The following is an 18,340-nucleotide window of genomic DNA, read 5'->3' as shown; positions in this document are numbered from 1 at the left end:
GTCAGGGTGAGCCGAATCGCATGTGCAGGTCGGTGACGAACAGGTGCAGCCGCGGCTTGGCGGCGTTCAGCCAGCCGAGCTCGCCGCCCGGCGTGATGCGCCAGCGCAGCCGGGTCAGGCCGGCTCGGGCGGAGGTGCGCAGTTCGGTGCGCAGCGCCTGGCCGCGCCTGAACTGCCAGACCGAGGTGGTCAGCCGGACCGGGAACGTGCGGGACGACCCGCGGGTCTCGTCCGCGGCGGCGATGAGCTCGTCGTCGTGCGCTGTCGCCGCGAGCGGTTCGGGGGAGAAGGTGAAGCCCGCCAACACCTTCGGGATCGCCCACATCGCCCGCGCGCCCCGCTGGGACGTGGTGTCGTCCACCCAGATGTCCAGAATGGACAGTCCCGGCCTGGCTCCGCGGCGCACCAGTACCGCGGCCATCAACTCGTGGTAGGCCAGCACGCCGGGAGGCTGGTAGTCGACGAACGCCGACACCACGACCACCCGGCCGAACAGGGTCAGCGGCACCACGTCCGGCGATGGCAGGGAGATCGCCGAACGTGGTGCCGTCCACACGGTGAGCCAGCCCCGTCCGCGCAGGTCCCACGGTTCTGCGGGCCACTCACCCGGCATCGGACACCTCCTGGCGCAGCGCACCGGGCGCGGTGTGAGGAACCGCCGGACTGAGCGGTGCCACGGCGGCCAGGCGCCGGTACGCGGCACCGGGCTCCGGGCGTGGATCCGGCTCACCCTTGTTGGGCCACAACGACATCGCCCGCTCCGCCAGCGCGGTGATGGTCAGCGCCGGGTTCACGCCGGGGTTGGCGGGGATCGCGGACCCGTCCACGACGTGCAGGCCGGGACAGCCGTACACCCGCTGGTACGGGTCGACCACGCCGGTCGCCGGGGAGTCGCCGATCACGCAGCCGCCGATGAGGTGGCCGGTCAACGGGACGTTCACCAGGTCGGTCCACGCTCCTCTGGCGGCGCCGCCCGCCTTGGCCGCGAGCCGCCGCGCGACATCGTGCCCGGCCGGGATCCAGGCCGGGTTCGGCGCGCCCTCGCCCTGTCTCGTGGTCATCCGCCCGCGCCGGGACACGGTGGTGAGCGAGTTGTCGAGGCTCTGCATCACCAGCAACGCGATCGTCTCCTCCGACCACGCGCGAGGAGTGTGCATCCGCAGCACCGAACCGCGTTCCCGCACGAGCTGGGCGAGTCCACGGCGCAACCTCGCCGGGCCGCCGTCGACGAGCGTCGTCATGAGCAGCCCCATCAGGTTGCTGCCCCTGCCGTAGCGGACCACCTCGACGTGCGTGTCGGCGTCCGGGTGGATCGACGACGTGATGGCGAGGCCGCAGGAGTGGTCCACCCGGCCGCCCGGCACCCGTACGGCCACGACCGCCTCGGAGTTGGTGCGGCACAGGAATCCGAGCCGGGACGACAGACCCGGCAGCCCGCCGCGATCGCGGATGCGGTGCAGCAGGCGTTGCGTGCCCAGCGATGCCGCCGCGAACACGACCTGACCGCTGGTGAACGTGCGCGTCGCCCGTCCTCCGGTACGCCGGGCCACGACCCGGTATCCGTGCGGATGAGGCCGCACGTCAACGACTGTCGTCAGCGGCCACACCTGCGCACCTGCCCGTTCGGCGAGGTGCAGGTAGTTCTTCGGCAGCGTGTTCTTGGCGTTGTGCCGGCACCCGGTCATGCACGCGCCGCATCCGACGCAGGTGCCCCGCCGCGGACCGGCGCCGCCGAAGTAGGGATCCTCGCCGCCGGGTCCGAAGTGGACACCCACGCGGGAGGACCGGAACGTCGCTCCGACACCGAGATCCGTTGCCACGTCACGCAGCAGCCGGTCACCCGCGGTCCGGCACGGGTTGTCGGCCACACCGAGCATCCGGGACGCCTGGTCGTAGTGCGGCGCCAGCTCGGCCTCCCAGTCGGTGATGTGGCCCCAGGGGGAATCACGGAAGAAGGACGCCGGTGGCCGGTACAAGGTGTTGGCGTACACCAGGGAGCCGCCGCCGACGCCTGCGCCGCTGAGCACGGCGACGTCGTTCAGCAGCGTGATCCGCTGGATGCCGGTGCAGCCGAGCCGAGGGGCGAACAGGTAGTCGCGCACCTGCCAGGACGTCTCCGGGAACTCGCCGTCCGCGAAGCGCCGCCCGGCCTCCAGCACGCCGACGCGGTAGCCCTTCTCGGTCAGCCGCAACGCGGTCACCGCGCCGCCGAACCCCGACCCGATCACCAGCACGTCGTAGTCCACGGGTCACACCTCCGCCGGGGTCGTCGTGCGGGCCGGTTCGTGGTCCGACGGCCGCAGGCGCGCGGTGCGGCGCAGGTACTCCAGGGTGCCGCCGGGCCAGTTGGTCGTGACCGTGCCGTCGGTGGTCCGGTACCACGACGAGCACGTGCTCCAGACGCTCTTCGTCAGCCTGGCGGTGATCTCCTCGTCGAAGGCGGCCGCGACGTCGCGCCGCACCTCCAGCGTCTCCGCGCCGGTCTCCGCGAGGTGACACACCGCGGACACCACGTACCGGCACTGCGCCTCGATCATGGTGATCACCGAGTTGCCCCCGAGGTTGGTGTTCGGGCCGTAGATCAGGAAGAGGTTGGGGAATCCGGGCACGGTGAGGCCCAGGTGGGCCCGCGGGCGCCCGTCCCACGCCTCGGCGAGGCCCCTGCCGTTCCTGCCGGTGATCCGCGTCGGCGTCCCGAACCCGGAGACCGTGAACCCGGTGCCCCAGATCAGCACGTCCGCGGGGTGGTCGCGGCCGTCGGCGGTGCGCAGGCCGTGCTCGGTGACCTCGGTGATCGGCTCGGCCACCACGTCGACGTTCGGCCGGGTGAGAGCCGGATACCAGTCGTTGCTGAACAGCACCCGCTTGCAGCCGGGCCGGGTGTCCGGCCGCAGTGCCGCCCTCAGCGCGGGGTCGCGGACCTGGACCCGCCGGTGCGTCGCGGCGACGGCCGAGACCAGCTCGCGCGAGAGCCGTCCGGCGTTGAGCAGCCCGGTCAGCAGCTCTCCCGCGAGCCACACGCCGGCCCGTGCGGCGCGCAACCTCGCCGGGTGCGACCGGCCGGACAGCCGGGAGTCGGGTTTCGGCAGCACGTGCGGAGCCGACCGCTGGAACACCGTCAAACGGCCTGTGAGAGGCGCGATCTCCGGCACGAACTGCGCCGCGCTCGCTCCCGTGCCGACCACGGCCACCCGCCTGCCCCGCAGGTCGACGTCGTGCCGCCAGCGGGCGCTGTGGAACACCTCGCCGACGAAGTCGCCGAGTCCGGGCAGCGCCGGGATCGACGGCGTGGTCAGCTGTCCCACCGCGGAGACCAGCACGTCGGCCTCGACGACACCGCCGTCCGCGAGAGCGACGCTCCACCGGTTTCGCGACTCGTCGAACGTCGCGGCCACCACCTCGGCGCCGAACCTGATGCGGTCGCGCACCACGGCCGCGGTCTCGCGCAGGTAGCGCAGGATGTCGGGCTGGGCCGCGTACCGGCGTGGCCACGAGGTGCTGGGCGCGAAGGAGTACGAGTAGAGCGACGACGGCACGTCGCACGCCGCGCCCGGATAGGTGTTGTCCCGCCACACCCCGCCGACCTCGTTCGCCCGCTCCAGCACGGTGAACCGCTCGAACCCGGCTCCGCGCAACGACAACGCGACGCCCAGCCCGCCGAATCCGGCACCGATGACGACCACCTCGGGGTTCGCTGTCACCTCACCGAAGCTAGGAACAACCACCCGTTCGCACCAGGACAACACCGGCCGCGAAGTTGACAATCGCGGCCATGACGTCGTTGGCCGAGCCGGTCGTCCGGCACTGGGACTTCCCCCGCGGCATCGCGAGCGTCGCGCTCCTGGTGCGCTTCGGCGCCGAGCACGGGGTGCCGCTGGGCAGCCTGCTCCAGGGCAGCGACCTCGACCCCGCCCTGCTAGCCGACCCGGTCGCCGAGATCGACGCCCACCAGGAGCTCACGGTCGTGCGCAACCTCGCCGCACGGCTGCCGCACGCGGGCGTGGCCGTCGGACGGCGGTACCACGCCACGACGTTCGGCGTGCTGGGCTACGCGTTCCTCAGCGCGGCCACCCTCCAGGACGCGATCACCACCGCCCTGCGCTACCTCGACCTCAGCTTCGCGTTCACCGCACCCTCCGCCGTGATCGACGGCGACCGCCTGGTGCTGGCGCTCGACGCCGGTGCGCTGCCGGACGACGTGGCCTCGTTCCTCGTCGAACGGGACCTCGCCGCGATCCACACGGTCGTGGGGGAGCTGATGACCGGTGCCGTGCCGGTCCTGGGCGTGGACTTCACGCACGCACCCCCCGAGGACGTGCGCGAGCACCTGGAGGTCTTCGGCGTTCGCCCGGACTTCGGGGCGGACGCCGACCAGTCCGTTGTGGACGTCGCCGTGCTGGCCGAGGTGCTCCGGCTGGCGAGCCCCGAGACGAAGGCGGCGTGCGAGGAGCAGTGCCGCGCGCTCGCCACCCGCCGCAGGGAGAGCCCCGGAGTAGCCCAGGAGGTGCGGCGCCTGCTCGAGTCCTCGGTGAGGTTCCAGGAGACGATGCCCGTCGTGGCACGAGCGCTGGGCGTCAGTCCGCGCACCCTGCGACGGCGGCTGGCGACGTCCGGCACGAGCTACCAGGCACTGCTGGACGAAGTCCGCGCGAAGCGGGCCGTCCGGCTTCTCGCGTGCGGCGACACGTCGGTCGAGGCGGTCGCCGACCAGCTCGGGTTCGCCGAGGCCGCGAGCTTCATCCACGCGTTCCGGCGCTGGTACGGGGTGACGCCGAGCAGGTACCGCCGCTAGACCAGCGCGGGCTCGGCGACCGGTTCCACCTTCTGCCGTTCGGCCCGGACCGACGCGATGCCGCCGAGGATCAGCAGCCCGCCGAGCAGTTGCAACGGAGCGAGCCCCTCGCCCAGCAGGAGCCAGGCGAACAGCGAGGCCGAGACGACCTCCAGCAGGGCGATGAACGACGCGAGCCGCGACCCGAGAATCCCCGAGGCGGTGATGCCGCTCGCGTAGGCCAGCGCCGTGCCGGCGACCGCGACGACGAGCAGCGGCACCCACCAGGCCGTGGGGGTGCCGAACAGCGGCACGTCGCCGAACGTGGCGGTGAACGGCAGCAGGCCGGTCGCACCCACCAGCGCCAGGACGGGCACGGCCACCAGCAGTCCGGCCCCGGCCAGCGCTACCGGCGGCAGGCCGTTGTTGGGGCGTGCGGCGATCACGAAGTAGACGGAACATCCGATGGCGGCACCGAAAGCCGCGGCGAGGCCGATCGGGTCCACGGCCTGGATCGCGCCGGGGCCGATCACGAGCACGAGACCGCCGACCGCGAGCACCGAGCCGACCAGGACGACCGGCGCGGGCGTTCGCCTGCTGACGGCCCAGGTGAAGCCGACCAGGAGGAGCGGCGCGAGGAACTCGATGAGCAGTGCCGTCGCCACCGGGATCCGCTGGATGGCGGCGAAGTAGAGGACCTGGGTGATCGCCACGCCCACCAGGCCCATGCCCAGCACCGGCCACCGGGCCTGCCACAACAGCGCCCATCTGCCGCGCATCAGGAAGATCACGAACGGCAGCAGCACCAGACCGGCCGTGAACGCGCGGGCCGTGACCGCGGCGGCGGGGGACCAGCCGGCCTCCAGCAGCGGTTTGACGAACGCGCCGGAGGTGCCGAACGAGATGAACGAGACCGCCGCCGCGATCAGGCCGGTGGACTTCGACGGACTCCCCATGGTTGCCTCCCGGCTCCGAACGATGTCATGGCCTAACCTGACTGATACCCCTGACGCTAGGCCGGTCTCGGTAAGGAGTCAATTTGCGTTTTGCCCCTGACACGGAGGAGTCGCTGGCGTTCGTCGTAGCGCTGTGCAACACCGACCCGGCGGCGTCGCGGACCGGCGAGGACGAGCTGGGCACGGTCGCCCAGCTTCAGGTTCTCCTGGGCGAGTTCCACTACTCGGGCCGCATCGACGGCGACGAGGCGGAGCTGCGGGACGTCCACAGGACGCGTGCGCTGCTCAGGCGCGTGTGGTCCCTCGGTCGCGACGACGCCGTTGAGGCTGTCAACAAGATGCTTCGTGACGCCAAGGCGTTGCCCCACCTCGTGCGGCACGACGACCTCGACTGGCACATGCACGCCACGGAGCCCAGTTCCCCGCTCGCCGAACGGATGCGGGTCGAGGCCGCGCTCGCCCTCATCGACGTGATCCGCATGAACGAGACGGACCGCCTGCGGGTGTGCGCGGCCGACGACTGCGAAGGCCTGCTGCTCGACCTGTCCCGCAACGGTCTCAAGCGGTTCTGCAGCGTGCGGTGCGGCAACCGGATGAACATGATCGCCTTCCGCGAGCGCAAAGCGGACGGCCGATGATGTGGCAACCGCGCATCGGCGTGGGCGATGGGCTGAGTTTGCGGCCGTGGCGTGAAAGCGATGCCACGGCCGTGTTCAAAGCCTTCAACTGCCCCGACATCCAACGGTGGCACGTACGGCGCATGGACACGCACGACGAAGCTCTCGCCTGGATCGCCGGCTGGGCGAAACGCTGGGACGACAAGACGGACGCCAGCTGGGCGATCAGCCGCGACGACGAACCGCTCGGCCAGGCAGGCCTGCGCCACGTCTCGCTGTTCGAGGCGTCAGCGGCCTTGTCCTACTGGGTGCTGCCTGAAGCCCGTGGTGCCGGGATCGCCGCTCGCGCTGCGCACGCCCTGACCGAGTGGACGTTCGACATCCTTGGCCTGCACCGGGTTTCGCTGGAGCACTCGACGGCGAACGCGGCGTCGTGCCGCGTCGCCGCCAAGCTGGGGTTCGCGGTCGAGGGAACGCTGCGGGGATCCGCGCGGCACGCGGACGGCTGGCACGACATGCACCTGCACGCCCGCCTGCGGTCCGACGGCTGAGGTCTACATCGGCGGCTGGGCTGACCGGCACCAAGAAGGGCTGCGACCGCGGCGAGTGCGGTGCCTGCACGGTTCTCGCCGACGGTGAGCGGGTCAAGTGGTGCCTGACGCTCGCGGTGATGCGGCAGGACAGTGAGATCACCACCGTCGAGGGGTTGGCCGACGGCGACCGCCTGCACCCGGTGCAGGAGGCGTTCATCCGGCACGACGCGTTCCAATGTGGATCCCGAGCTGGGACGACCTGGCGCTGGCCTGCCCTGCGACGCAGGTGATCCGCTGGACTGGTTGCGCCACAGGGGAAGCGGTCGACGTGCTGGTCGAGGTGAGCGCGCCACCGCCGCGGCTGCTGATCTTCGGTGCGCTCGACTTCGCGGCGGCCCTGAGTGAGGTGGGTGCGTTCCTCGGCTACCGCGTCACCGTCTGCGACCCCCGTCCGGTCTTCGCGACTCCTGAACGGTTCCCGGCCGCCGAGGTCGTGGTCGACTGGCCACACCGCTACCTGGACCGGACCGAGACCGACGAGCGCACGGCCGTGTGCGTCCTCACCCACGACCCGAAGTTCGACATCCCGGTGCTGACCAGGGCTCTGCGCATGCCGCTGGCCTACGTCGGCGCGATGGGCGCGCGCCGCACCCACGCGGAACGGGTCGAGCTGCTGACCGAAGCCGGCGTCACGGCGCAGGAACTGGGCCAGCTGCGCTCGCCGCTCGGGCTGGATCTAGGTGCGCGCACGTCCGCGGAGACGGCGTTGTCGATCGCCGCGGAGATGGTCGCGGTGCGGGGCGGGGCAGCGGGAGCCCGCTGGGCGTCCTGTCGGGTCCGATTCACCGTCGCCCGAGCGCCTGATCACCGCCCGGCCGGGAGTTGTTGCATTCGGGACTGATGCGACGATGTCCCCGGCGAGGGAGGCGTGGTGGCGAAGTCGTTGAAGTCGAGTACCGGCCGGGTCGTGTCGGGGCTCGTGCTGGTGGGTGCGATCTGGGGCCTGTCGCTGGTGATCCAGGCGTCCGCTGAGCAGAGGTCCTGGGCGAGCACCGAGGGCACCGTTCAGGAACGGCTGAAGTCGGGCAAGAGCGCCTCGGTGAAGGTCGAGTTCCCGCTGCCCGACGGCACGAAGCAGACCATGACGTTGTCCGAGAACGGCCCGGCCCGCAATCCCGGCGACCGCGTGACGGTCCGCTACGACCTGGAGGAGGGCCGGGTCGTCGAGGCCGCCCTCGCCGACAACGACGAGGCGCACTGGGTGACCGGCGTGATGCTGGGCCTCGTGGCCCTCGGCGCGCTTGTCGCCACCCTCATCGCGTGGGTGCCCAAGCGTCGAGCGGAGTGAGCCGACGCCGGCGGCGTTGACCGTCTTGGCGCCAGCCGTGTGAGCGCTCCCGCTGTCCGTTCCAGGCAGATTGTCGGGCTGCGACAGGTTGCGTCACCCGTCTCGGTTACGGAAGGGTACTGGGCGAACGCGAATCGTGACGATTCCCCGTGTCCGGGCTCGGCTTCGGCGATCGAGGAGCGACAGTGACTGACCTGGTCGGCCGGAAGGCGGAGTGCGCGACACTCGTCCGTCTGGCGCAGACCAGCCGTGACGAGGGCGCGCACCTGGTTCTGGTGCGTGGCTCCAGAGGAATCGGCAAGAGCAGTCTGCTGGCCGCGGCTCGGCGGGAGCTCGGCTCGGACGACGTGACGGTGCTGTGCGCGACCGGTCGTGCGCCGGCCGCGGAGTACGGGTCGGTGCGCGAGCTGTTCGAGGCGCTCGGGCCCGCTGCGGGAGCGCTTCCAGAGACCACCGCCGGGCAGCTGGACGACTATGCCGTGCTGTGCGGGTTGTACCGGCTCGCGGTGAACGTGATGGCGGACCGGCCGCTGGTCATCATGCTCGACGACGCGAACGCCTGTGACGCGCGGACACTGAGGTGGATCGACTTCCTGGTGCGGCGGTCCGCCGAGTTGCCGCTGGTGGTCGTGCTGGCCTGGGAGCCCGGCGTCGTCGAGCAGGCCGACCTGTTGTTCGCGGACATGGCCGGCATCGGCCCGGCGGTGATCATCGACCTCGCGCCGCTGTCCGCCCCGGACGTGGCGACGGTGGTCGAGCGGGCTTACGGACGCGGCCCCGAACCGGTGTTCGCCGAGACGTGCGGCCTGATCACGGGCGGGAACCCGTTGTGGCTGCACAGGTTGCTGGCCCTGTTGCGCACGCGTGACGTGCCTCCGGACGAGAGCGGCGTGGAGCGCGCCCGGGAACTGGGCCGGCAGCTGGTCACCGAGTGCTTGCCGGAGCTCATCGAGGAGCCGGGAGCACACGTTCACGAGGTGGCCTGCGCGATCGCGGTGCTCGGTCCTGCCGACGCGCGCACGGTGGGCAGGTTTCTCGGGCTGCCGGAGCCGTTCGTGACGAGCGCGGTGGATGCCTTGCGCCGCAAGGAAGTGCTTGCCGACCGGGAACTGGGGTTCCGGCACGAGGACATCGCCGGTGCCGTGCTGTCCGCCGTGCCCACCGCGAAGCTGGCGGAACTGCGTCATCGGGCCGCGACGTTGCTCAACGACGAGGGTCGCCCGGCCGACGAGGTCGCCGGTCAGCTCGTGTGGCTGCCCGAACTGCCCGAGGACTGGATGCTCAGCGCGCTGCGGCAAGCGGCGGCGGCCGCCGTTCGGCGAGGAGCGCTCGAACTGGCCGAGCGGTGTCTGACCCGGGTTCTCGGCCAGACGCCGGGCCATCCGGCCACCCTGCTGGAACTGGCGAACGTCCTGGTCATGATGGAGCCTGCCACGGCGTTGCCGCGCCTGACCGAGGTCGTCGACCAGATGGCGGACACCGGCGAGAAGATGAGGATCCTGTGCCGGTTGGGCCTGATGTCGGTCGCGGCCACGTGGTCGGAGGCCGCGTTCGACCGGCTCGCCATGATCCTTGACGAGGGCGAGAACTCCCGGATCGACAGCGAACTGCTGCTTCAGGTGCACGCTGTGCTGCTGACCGTGGGGCTGGGCGAGCAGGCCGGCACCGCGCGGCTGCTCACGCGCTATCGGGTGCCGCCACAGCGGGTGCCGGACACCGCGTCAGGACGGTTGATCTCCGGTGTGGCCGCTCAGGCCGAGATGCTGGCCGGTGAGTGCGTCCGGTCGACGGTCGACCTGGCCAGACAGGGCCTGGTTCCCGGGCCGGTGGTGCACGCCGGGCCGGCGCTGGCCGCCGCGACGGTGCTGGGCCTGTCCGGAGAGCCGGTCGAGGCGATGGCGGCACTGGACAGGTTGATCGCCACGAGCCGTGCGGACGGCGCGCTCGACGTTCACGCGCTGGCACTGGCGGCCAGGGCGGGTCTGCTCGATCACGCCGGTGATCTCGCCGACGCCCATGCCGACGCACGGGCCGCGTTGAAGTCCGTCGGGCGGGCGGTGACGCCGGTGGAGGTTGGACCGCTCCGCACGACCATGGCTTCGATCCTGCTCAAACAGGGCGACATCGCCGGGGCCGAGGAACACCTGGAGCGGGTGGGGGAGCCGCTGTTCGGCTGGACGTACGGACCAGTGATGGTCACGAAGGCGGCGGTCCGCCGTGCCCGTGGTGATCTCACCGGTGCGCTGGACCTCCTGCTCGAGTGCGGGCGGCGGCTCATGTCCGCGGGCGTGCACAACCCGGTGTGGGCTCCGTGGTGGCTGGACGCCGTCTGTCTGCTGGTGCGCCTGGACCGGCGCGAGGAGGCCGTCGAACTCGCCGAGGCCGGGGCCGAGCGTGCCCGGCGGTGGGACACCCTCGAAGCGAGGGGACTCAGCCTGATGGCCAGCGGAACGGCGGCCACCGGGCCGTTGGCGGCGGAGTTGCTGAGTGCAGCGGTGACGGACCTGTCCGGGTCTGCCGCCCGGCCGCTGCACGTCCGCGCCGTACGTCTGCTGGGCGAGTCGCGGCTGTCGGACGGTGACGCCAAGGGGGCTCGCGAGCACCTGAGGACCGCGGTCAACCTGGCGATCCGCCTGGGGGATCGGACGGCGGCGGCGGAGGCGAGGGAACTGCTCGTCCTGGCCGGTGGACGCATGCCGAAACTGGGCGCGGGACCGGCGGACGCGCTCAGCGGCCGTGAGCGGCGGGTCGCGGAGCTCGCCGCGGCCGGTGCCAGCAACCGTGAGATCGCCGGCGAACTGTTCGTGACGGTCCGCACCGTCGAGAGTCATCTGTCCAATGTGTACCGAAAGCTCGGCGTCGAGCTGCGTGCGGACCTGCCGGCCGCGCTCGCGACCAGTCTGTGCACCAGCACGGTATGACGGGTCTCGAAGCCGTCGCGACGGCACTGCGTCTCGCACGGTCCGGTACCGGTTCACTCGTGGTGCTTCGGGGACCGCTGGGCTGTGGCCGCTCGGCGGTGTTGAAGGACGCGAAGCGGCTCGCGGAGAGCCAGGACGTCCGGGTGATGCGGGCGACCGGGGCCAGGCGGGAACGGGACTTCCCGTTCGGCGTGGTGCACCAGCTGACCGGAGGGGAGCCTTCCGGAACGGCCCGGCCCGACGGTCTGCACGACGTGCTGGTCGCGGCAGGTCTGGCCCTGATCACGGTGGACGACCTTCAGGACGCGGACGAGGAGTCGTTGCGCGCGCTCGCGCGTTCGGCTCACCGGCTGGACCGGATCCCGGTGGTCATGGTGGTCTGCGTGCGCGATGGCGACGTGTGGTCCAGTTCGCCTCTCGTGGAGCAGGTCATCCGCCAAGCCGCTCACGTCGTCGCGCTGCAACGTCCGCTCCTGGTGGAGAGTTCGAGACTCGTCGCGTGCCTGCGCGCGCAGCCTCCGCCGGTTCGTTCCGTCCTGGACGCGATGGCGATCCTGGGCGACGACACGGACGTCGAGCTGATCATGTCTCTCGCGGGGGCCGACGAGGTCGGGTGCACCGCCGCGCTGCGGGCGATGGACAGGCTCGGTCTCGTCGACCGGTCGGTGCCGCGGTTCGTCCACCGCCTCGTGCGGGAGGCGGTCGAGGAGACGATGGCTCCCGCGGACCGGGTCCGGCTGGAGACCAGGGCCGTTCGTCTGCTGCACGACGCGGGCAGGCCCGCCGGGGTCGTGGCCGGACGGCTGCTGGACATCACGTTCCCCCAGGGGCCTTGGGCCGTCGAGGTCCTGCGCACCGCGGCCGCCTCGGCGATGGAGCACGGCGCGCCCCTGGTCGCCGTGGAGTACCTCCGCCGCGCGCTGCTCGAACGGCCTCAGACCGGCTGGAGGCGGGCGGCGCTGCTCGTCGAACTGGCTGCCGCGGAGCGTGGCGTCGATCGTGCCGCCGCCGCGGTGCACCTGTCGGTCGCGGCCCGGATGGTGACCGCCACCCGGGAACGAGCCGCGATCGCGGCGAGGTTCGTGCCGGGAGCCCTGGTCGAGGCGCCTCCCGCGGTGCGAGAGCTGGTCCAGGGCATCGAGGACGAACTGCGCGTGACGCGCCCGCACGACGATGTTCTGGGCGACCTCGCCCTGCGGATCGAGGCGCGGTCGCACCATGCCGAATGCATGGCGCCGGACGGGGTCGTGAGATGCGTCGACCGGCTCGGCGAGCGTCCGGACGAGACCTTTCCGACGACGAGCGCGGGCCGTGAACTGCTGTCGGTGCGGCTGCACTGCGCGACGATCGCGACGACGTGGCGTGCCGGTGACGTAGCGGCGATCTCGCAGCGGTTGCTGGCTCAAGCACCACCTCAGCCGGATCACGTCCACACGCCGATCGCGACCTTGGTGACCACGTTGTGCGCTGCCGACTCGGTGGACGCCTTGTCCATCTGGCTGCACAGCGCGATGGAGCGGTCTCTTGCCGCCAACGCCGTCGCGGAGCAGGTCCTCATCGAGGCGGAACAGGTGCTGGTGTTGTTGCACCGTGGCCGCTTCGCCGCGGCGCGGAGCATCGCGGCGAGCATCCTCGCCACGGCGGGGCCTCACGGACTCGCCTCCGAGGTGCTGGTGACGCTCGCCTCGGTCGCCTGGGAGACCCGCGACGACCACCTCGTCAGCCGGTTGGTGCCGTTGCTCAAGGAGCAGACGCACATCCCGGCGCTGTCGGTCGCGCACCAGATGCTGTGTGGCGCTGCCGGCGTGGCGGCCATGGATCTCCACACCGGGCTGGCCCACCTCAGGGACGCCGGCAGCCGGTTGCGGGACCTCGGCTGGCGCAATCCCGTGCTGTACCCGTGGCGTTCGGAGGCGGCCCGGATCCTGTGGCGCCTGGGCGACGTCGCGGCGGCGCTGGAGCTGGCAGAAGAGCAGCACGCGCTCGCGGTGGAGTGGGGCTCGGCGGCCGGCGTCGGCAAAGCCTTGTGCCACCTCGGATCGATGACCGAGGGGGACGCCGGGGTCGCGATGCTGCGGCAGGCCGTGAGCGTTCTCGACGACTCGGCCAACCGGTTCGAACTGGCCAGGGCGCTGTGGCGGGTGGGCACGCGGACAGGGGACCGTCACTGCGTGGAACGCGCCTCGGCGGTGGCCGTCGAATGCGGGGAGAGTCCGCTGGTCGCACGAGTGGAGCAGGGCGACGGCGGACGCGACCTGACGGGTGCGCAGCAGCGCGTCGTGGAGCTCGCGCTGGCGGGCCGTTCCAACCAGGAGATCGCGGACCTCATGCAGGTGGGTGTGCGGGTCGTGGAGAAGCACCTGACCAACGCCTACCGCAAGCTCGGCGTGCAGGGCCGCGGCGGGTTGCCGGCGGCGTTGTCCGCTATCGAGACGCCTCCGCCTGTTCGCACGGTTTTCGTTGACGTCTCATATGGGAACAAATAGTCTCGCGATGTGACCAGCGATCGGCTTCAGCGGGCCCGAAGTTTCGCGTGACCAGGAGAATCAGCGAACAGGAACTCGTCACCGAGCTCGTCAGAAGCCTGCGTCGCGGTGGCGGAGCCGTGTTCGAGGTGACCGGGCCGCCGGGGTCGGGCCGCACCGCACTGCTGGGCCGAATCGCCGATCACGTGACCCGGCAGGGAACCCGCCTGATCGCCGCTCGCGCGTCGGCCGTCGAGTCCACTCTGGACGGTGCCGTGCTCGCCAGGGTCCTGGCTGATCTGGGAGCCGACCCGGACCGTTCGATGACGGAGCGGTGCCGTGTCCTTCTCGAAGCCGGGCCGCTCGTGCTAGTGCTCGACGACGCGCAGTGGCTGGACGAGAGCTCGGTCGGCTGGCTCCGCGCCCTGCTGCGCAGGATCCATCGCGCCCCGGTGGTGGTGGTCCTGGCCAACGCCGGACTCGGCACGGCGGCGGAGGACGTGCTCGCCGAGCTTGCCGAGGACGGCTCGGTCACCGCGTCGCCCTGGTACGTCGTTCGCCTGCCCGAGCCCGCGGTGGACGAGGACCGGATCGCGCGAACACTGCACCTGATGTCCGATGTGGACATCACGTTGCTGCGCGCCATGGCGGTGTGCGGCGGGCACTTCGAAGGGTCGCCGGCGCGTGAACTGGCGGACCTGGACCGCGGGCTCGCCGATCGGGCGATGACGAGGTTGCGCGGACTCGGACTGGTCGCGGCCGACGAGCCGAGGCTGACCGACGGTGTGGCCCGTGCCGTGCTCGCCGCGATGAGCGCTGACCAGCGGAACGAGCTGCGGTCCAGAGCGGCGGTGCTCGGTCATCAGGCCGCGCTCGGGTTCGAGCAGATGAGTGCGATCCTGCTCGAGGCACCACCGGTCGGCGCGGAGTGGGCCCGGCTGGTGCTTCAGCGGGAAGCCCGAGTGCTGGCCACCGCGGGAAGGACGGCGGGCGCGGCCCGGCTGCTGATCCGGGCGCTGAGCGAGCCCGCGGACCCCGCGACCCGCGCGGACGTCCTGATCCAGCTCTCGCAGTGCGAACTGGACCACGCGCCGGAGGCCGGTGATCGGCGCCTGGTGCAGGTCCTGCACATGACCGGCCCGGCGATGTCGGGCCCGCGTCTGCGTGCGGCGGACCTGCTGGCCTGCCGGGAGAACTTCAGGGTGTCCCGGCGTGCGATCGAGACCGCGCTCGCGCATCCGGATCTGGCCGAGTCCGAGCAGGAGGCGCTCAGGGGTCTCCACTGGTACGTCGTGAGCGTCGCGGGCGAGCCGGCCGAACTCGGTGTCCCCGCCGTGCGGCCGCTCCCGGACTCGCCTGAAGATCCGGTGTGCCAAGGGATTGCGGCCTGGCACCTGGCCCGTGGTGGACGGGACGGTGCGGCCGCGGTGGCACTGGCGACCCGGGCGCTGGCCGTGCGCGGCCCAGGTCCTCTGACACCTCGCATCGCGGCGGCCGAGGTGTTGTCCTGGACCGCCGAGTACGAGACCGCACTGGCCGGAATCGAGGCCGTTCTCGTGGACGGCCGCCGGTACGGCGCTCGGGTCGCCGTGGCCGAGGCGATGATGCTGCGCTGCGCGGTGCGGTTGCGGCAGGGGAGTGTCGTCGCGGCGGCGGAGGATCTGGCCGGCGTGGAGGCGGAACTGCCGCGCGGCTGCTGGTCTCCCTTGCTCAGCGCGCGGCATCTCGTGCTGGAGGTGGTGCTGCTGCTCGCGGCCGACCTGGTCGACGACGCCCGCCAGGCGCTGGTCAGCGAGCCACCGGCCGAGGGCGCACCCGGCCTGGCGCATGCCTGGCGGTTGTTCGCCCACGGGCTGGTCGCGCTGGTGACGGAACCCGAGACCGCGACCGGGGCCTTCCTCGATTGCGGCCGCTGTCTGCTGGACATGGGTGTGGTCAATCCCGCCGTGCTGCCCTGGCGGTTCTTCGCGGCGACGGGATGGCGGGCCGCGGGCGAGGCCGCGCACGCCGACGCCCTGGTCGCCGAGACCTGCGACCTGGCCGTGCGGTGGGGTGTCCCCGGCTTCCTGCAGGAGGTCCAGGAGTTCGCGGACGTGGTGCACGCCGTGCCGGCGGGAGATGCCGCCAGCGCGTTCGTGGCGCAGTTGTTCCCCGGCCTGCTCGCCCGGCATCCCGTGGCCGCCGGCCGGCTGCTGGAGCTGACCTGTGGCTGAGGAGCTGCACGGCCGGACGGCCGGGATGGATCACCTGACGAAGGCTCTGCGGACGGCGGTGTCCGGCACGGGGGCGTTCGTGACCGTCCGGGGGCCGATGGGCGCGGGGAAGTCGGCGTTGCTGCGGGCGCTGGCCGTCCAGGCGGACAGCGACGGGGCTGTCGTGCTGCGCGCGAGCGGAGCACCCGACGAACGGGACTGGGACTTCGGTGTGGCCGACCAGCTCCGGCCCGTCCCGGCCGGTTTCGTCGTCATCGTGGTGGACGATCTGCAGTGGGCGGACGAGTCGTCCGTGCGGTGGCTGATCGAGGTCGCCTCGTGCGCGTTGGTGGTGACCGCTGTCCGCGACGGCGAGCCGGGCGCCGGCATCGCGCTTCCCGGCCGCGTGGTGCGGTTGCCGCCGGTGTCGACGGCCGGGTGGTCCCGGCACCGGCTCGCCGACTGTCTGCGCCGGCAGCCCGAACCGGTGCGCGGTGTCGCCAGAGCGATGGCCGTGCTCGGTGATCACGCCGAGATCGGCCTGACCACCGAGCTGGCCGGGCTCGACGACGACACCGGTGACGCGGCGGTGCGGAGACTTCGTTCGCTCGGACTCGTGACATCGCAACGGAATCCGCGTTTCGCCGATCCGGCGGTGCCGGACGCCGTGCTCGCCGCGATGACGACCTCCGAGCAGGACACCTGGCACGCGGCGGCCGCCGCGTTGCTGTTCGGCCGGGGCCATCCGGCCGAGGACGTCGCCGAACACCTCGTCGCGACCAGGTCGGTCCTCCCCGAGTGGGCGATCGAGGTCCTCCGGGCCGCCGCGGACACCGCGCTCCGCCGGGGACAGCGGCCGATCGCGCTGAGTCACCTGCGCAGAGCGGTGTCCGCGCAGGGGCCCGGACGTGCCGCGCTGCTGGTCGAGCTCGCCATCGCCGAGTGCGCGACGGACAACCTGCTGGCACTGCAACACCTTTGCCACGCGATCCAGATGCTCGGGTCGTGCCGGGATCGGGCCGCGGCCGTGCTCCGGATGCCCCTCGCGGCGCTGGGCGTGGCGCTGCCGCTGGTCCAGGACGTCATCGGCCCGGTCGAGCGGGACGTTCGTCAGCTCGGCGACCGTGACCTGTCGTTGCGGATCGAGGCGCGGCTGCAGTACGCCGGACACGCGGATCTCACCGAGCTCACCGACTCCACCAGGCGGCTGAGGGAACTCGGGCCGGAACCGGAGACGGCCGGCGCGGCGGAACGAGAACTGCTCACGGTGTTGTCGTTCTCGGCGACGCTGCTGTCACGCGCACCCGCGAAGGAGGTGGCGGCACTGGCCGGTCGTCTACTCGGCCACGTGCCGCCGGGGCACGCGGACGAGATGACGCAGCTGCTCGTGAAAACCTTGTGCGCAGCCGATTCTCCGCTCGACGCGGCCGCCTGGACGGACCAGGCGCTGGCACACGCCGTCGAGACGGGCACGGCGGACGACCAGGCGTTGCTCCGGGCGAGCAGGGCTCTCGTGGCCGTCCACCTGGGCAACGTCGGCGAGGCAAGGCTCCTGGCGAAGAGCGTGCTCGACCACGTCCAGGGTGAACGGGCACTCGTCGGCTCGGACGCGATGCTGGCCCTCGCCGTGGTGGCGCTCAAGGTCCAGGACGAGCAGTTGTCCGAGCGTCTGCTGTCGAGTCCGGTCGAGGTGGGCGATCCTCGTACCGCCCTGGTTCTCGACCTGGTGAGGGGCACGGACGCGGTCGCCAGAGGCGATGCGTGGGGTGGTCTGCGCGTTCTCACGGACGCGGGCCGTCAGCTCGACCAGTTGGGATGGCGGAACGTCGTGTTCTTCCCGTGGCGGACCACGGCGGTCCGGCTGCATCAGCAGTTCGGTGACGTCGGCGCGGCCAGGAACCTCGCCGAGGAGGATCACGAACGCGCTGTCGAATGGGGTGCCCCCGCCGGTGTCGGACGGACGCTGCGGGTGCTCGGCAGCCTGACGGAGGGAGCCGAGGGCGTGGACCTGTTGCACGCGTCCGAGAGCGCTCTCTCCACCTCGGCCAATCGGCTGGAGCTGGCACGCACCCACCTGGCACTGGGGCTGCGGCTGCGGGACCGGTGCGAGCAGGCTGCCACCGACCACCTGCGACGGTGTCATGACCTCGTCGTCGAGTGCGGCGACGAGCGTCTCGCCAGGCAGATCGGCACTCACCTGCGCGGCGAGGTCCGGCGTGCCGAACTCACCCGCACCGAACGGAGAGTGGTGGCGCTCGCGGTGGCCGGCCAGTCGAACCAGGAGATCGCGCACTCGCTCTCGGTGAGCGTCAGGGCCGTGGAGAAGCACCTGACGAACTCCTACCGCAAGCTGGGCGTCCTGCGCCGGGCGGACCTGGCCGGTGCGCTGAGTCACCCGTTTTAGTCTTGATTCTGACCGGACCGTGCCCGAGTCGCCGCGAGTGTGTTTAAATTCCGGCCGAACCTCGGGAAAGTCAACTGGTTCACCATGAGGATGCCCTGTCGATGCATCTCAATTGGGCCGTACCTTTCGTCGC

13 protein-coding genes and 1 pseudogene are annotated in these 18,340 nt (G+C 71.7%); 10 read left to right on the top strand and 4 right to left on the bottom strand.

All coding sequences use genetic code 11. The features are described from left to right. Position 1: 1 nt before the first annotated feature. From BM417_RS07220 to BM417_RS07210, 3 genes are read right to left on the bottom strand one after another with little or no spacing between them, the layout of a single operon-like run. Complete coding sequence (locus BM417_RS07220) at positions 2–613, bottom strand: acetoacetate decarboxylase family protein (RefSeq protein WP_093589028.1); 612 nt, start codon at positions 611–613, stop codon at positions 2–4. Then, positions 603–2,246 (bottom strand): GMC oxidoreductase, encoded by a 1,644-nt coding sequence (locus tag BM417_RS07215; protein ID WP_093589026.1) that lies wholly within the window; start codon positions 2,244–2,246, stop codon positions 603–605. The genes BM417_RS07220 and BM417_RS07215 overlap by 11 nt, the downstream gene beginning before the upstream one ends. Before the next feature lie 3 nt (positions 2,247–2,249). Beyond that, positions 2,250–3,701, bottom strand: coding sequence for a flavin-containing monooxygenase (locus BM417_RS07210; RefSeq protein WP_093589024.1), 1,452 nt, complete (start codon positions 3,699–3,701; stop codon positions 2,250–2,252). 71 nt (positions 3,702–3,772) lie between these two features. Between BM417_RS07210 and BM417_RS07205 the strand changes: the two genes are divergently transcribed. Then, the gene (locus BM417_RS07205; protein WP_093589022.1) at positions 3,773–4,792 is read left to right on the top strand and encodes an AraC family transcriptional regulator; all 1,020 of its coding nucleotides are present in this window, start codon (positions 3,773–3,775) and stop codon (positions 4,790–4,792) included. Here the strand turns inward: BM417_RS07205 and BM417_RS07200 are convergent. After that, positions 4,789–5,727: an EamA family transporter gene (locus BM417_RS07200; RefSeq protein WP_093589020.1), complete on the bottom strand. Its 939-nt coding sequence runs from the start codon at positions 5,725–5,727 to the stop codon at positions 4,789–4,791. The genes BM417_RS07205 and BM417_RS07200 overlap by 4 nt on opposite strands. Positions 5,728–5,810: 83 nt before the next feature. Here BM417_RS07200 and BM417_RS07195 point away from each other — a divergent pair, with 83 nt between their 5' ends. The 9 genes and pseudogenes from BM417_RS07195 to BM417_RS07155 all read left to right on the top strand — a co-directional run bounded on the left by BM417_RS07195 (position 5,811) and on the right by BM417_RS07155 (position 18,207). Then, on the top strand, positions 5,811–6,365 hold the full coding sequence (locus tag BM417_RS07195; RefSeq protein ID WP_093589018.1) for a CGNR zinc finger domain-containing protein: 555 nt from the start codon (positions 5,811–5,813) through the stop codon (positions 6,363–6,365). Then, a complete protein-coding gene (locus BM417_RS07190; protein WP_218164380.1) occupies positions 6,362–6,895 on the top strand; it encodes a GNAT family N-acetyltransferase in 534 nt (177 codons plus the stop codon). Before BM417_RS07195 ends, BM417_RS07190 begins: the two co-directional genes overlap by 4 nt. Continuing rightward, positions 6,829–7,119 (top strand): annotated as a pseudogene (locus BM417_RS49080) ((2Fe-2S)-binding protein); the annotation flags it as partial. The gene BM417_RS07190 and the pseudogene BM417_RS49080, both read left to right, overlap by 67 nt. Continuing rightward, positions 7,119–7,778 (top strand): XdhC family protein, encoded by a 660-nt coding sequence (locus BM417_RS07180; RefSeq protein ID WP_407656133.1) that lies wholly within the window; start codon positions 7,119–7,121, stop codon positions 7,776–7,778. The pseudogene BM417_RS49080 and the gene BM417_RS07180, both read left to right, overlap by 1 nt. Positions 7,779–7,808: 30 nt before the next feature. After that, on the top strand, positions 7,809–8,225 hold the full coding sequence (locus tag BM417_RS07175) for a DUF3592 domain-containing protein (protein WP_143138547.1): 417 nt from the start codon (positions 7,809–7,811) through the stop codon (positions 8,223–8,225). A 185-nt stretch (positions 8,226–8,410) separates the two neighbouring features. Continuing rightward, complete coding sequence (locus BM417_RS07170; RefSeq protein ID WP_177320326.1) at positions 8,411–11,146, top strand: helix-turn-helix transcriptional regulator; 2,736 nt, start codon at positions 8,411–8,413, stop codon at positions 11,144–11,146. Then, positions 11,143–13,632, top strand: coding sequence for a helix-turn-helix transcriptional regulator (locus BM417_RS07165; protein ID WP_093589010.1), 2,490 nt, complete (start codon positions 11,143–11,145; stop codon positions 13,630–13,632). The genes BM417_RS07170 and BM417_RS07165 overlap by 4 nt, the downstream gene beginning before the upstream one ends. Positions 13,633–13,679: 47 nt before the next feature. Next, positions 13,680–15,824: an ATP-binding protein gene (locus tag BM417_RS07160; protein WP_093589008.1), complete on the top strand. Its 2,145-nt coding sequence runs from the start codon at positions 13,680–13,682 to the stop codon at positions 15,822–15,824. Then, entirely contained in the window at positions 15,817–18,207 is a 2,391-nt protein-coding gene (locus tag BM417_RS07155) for a helix-turn-helix transcriptional regulator (protein ID WP_093589006.1), read from the top strand. The genes BM417_RS07160 and BM417_RS07155 overlap by 8 nt, the downstream gene beginning before the upstream one ends. The last annotated feature ends 133 nt before the right edge of the window (positions 18,208–18,340 follow it).

It is taken from the genome of Lentzea waywayandensis (genome assembly GCF_900115955.1).
GTDB classification, from domain to species: domain Bacteria; phylum Actinomycetota; class Actinomycetes; order Mycobacteriales; family Pseudonocardiaceae; genus Lentzea; species Lentzea waywayandensis.
Note: the sequence above shows the minus strand (reverse complement) of the source record. Positions and strands in the feature narration are given on the sequence as shown.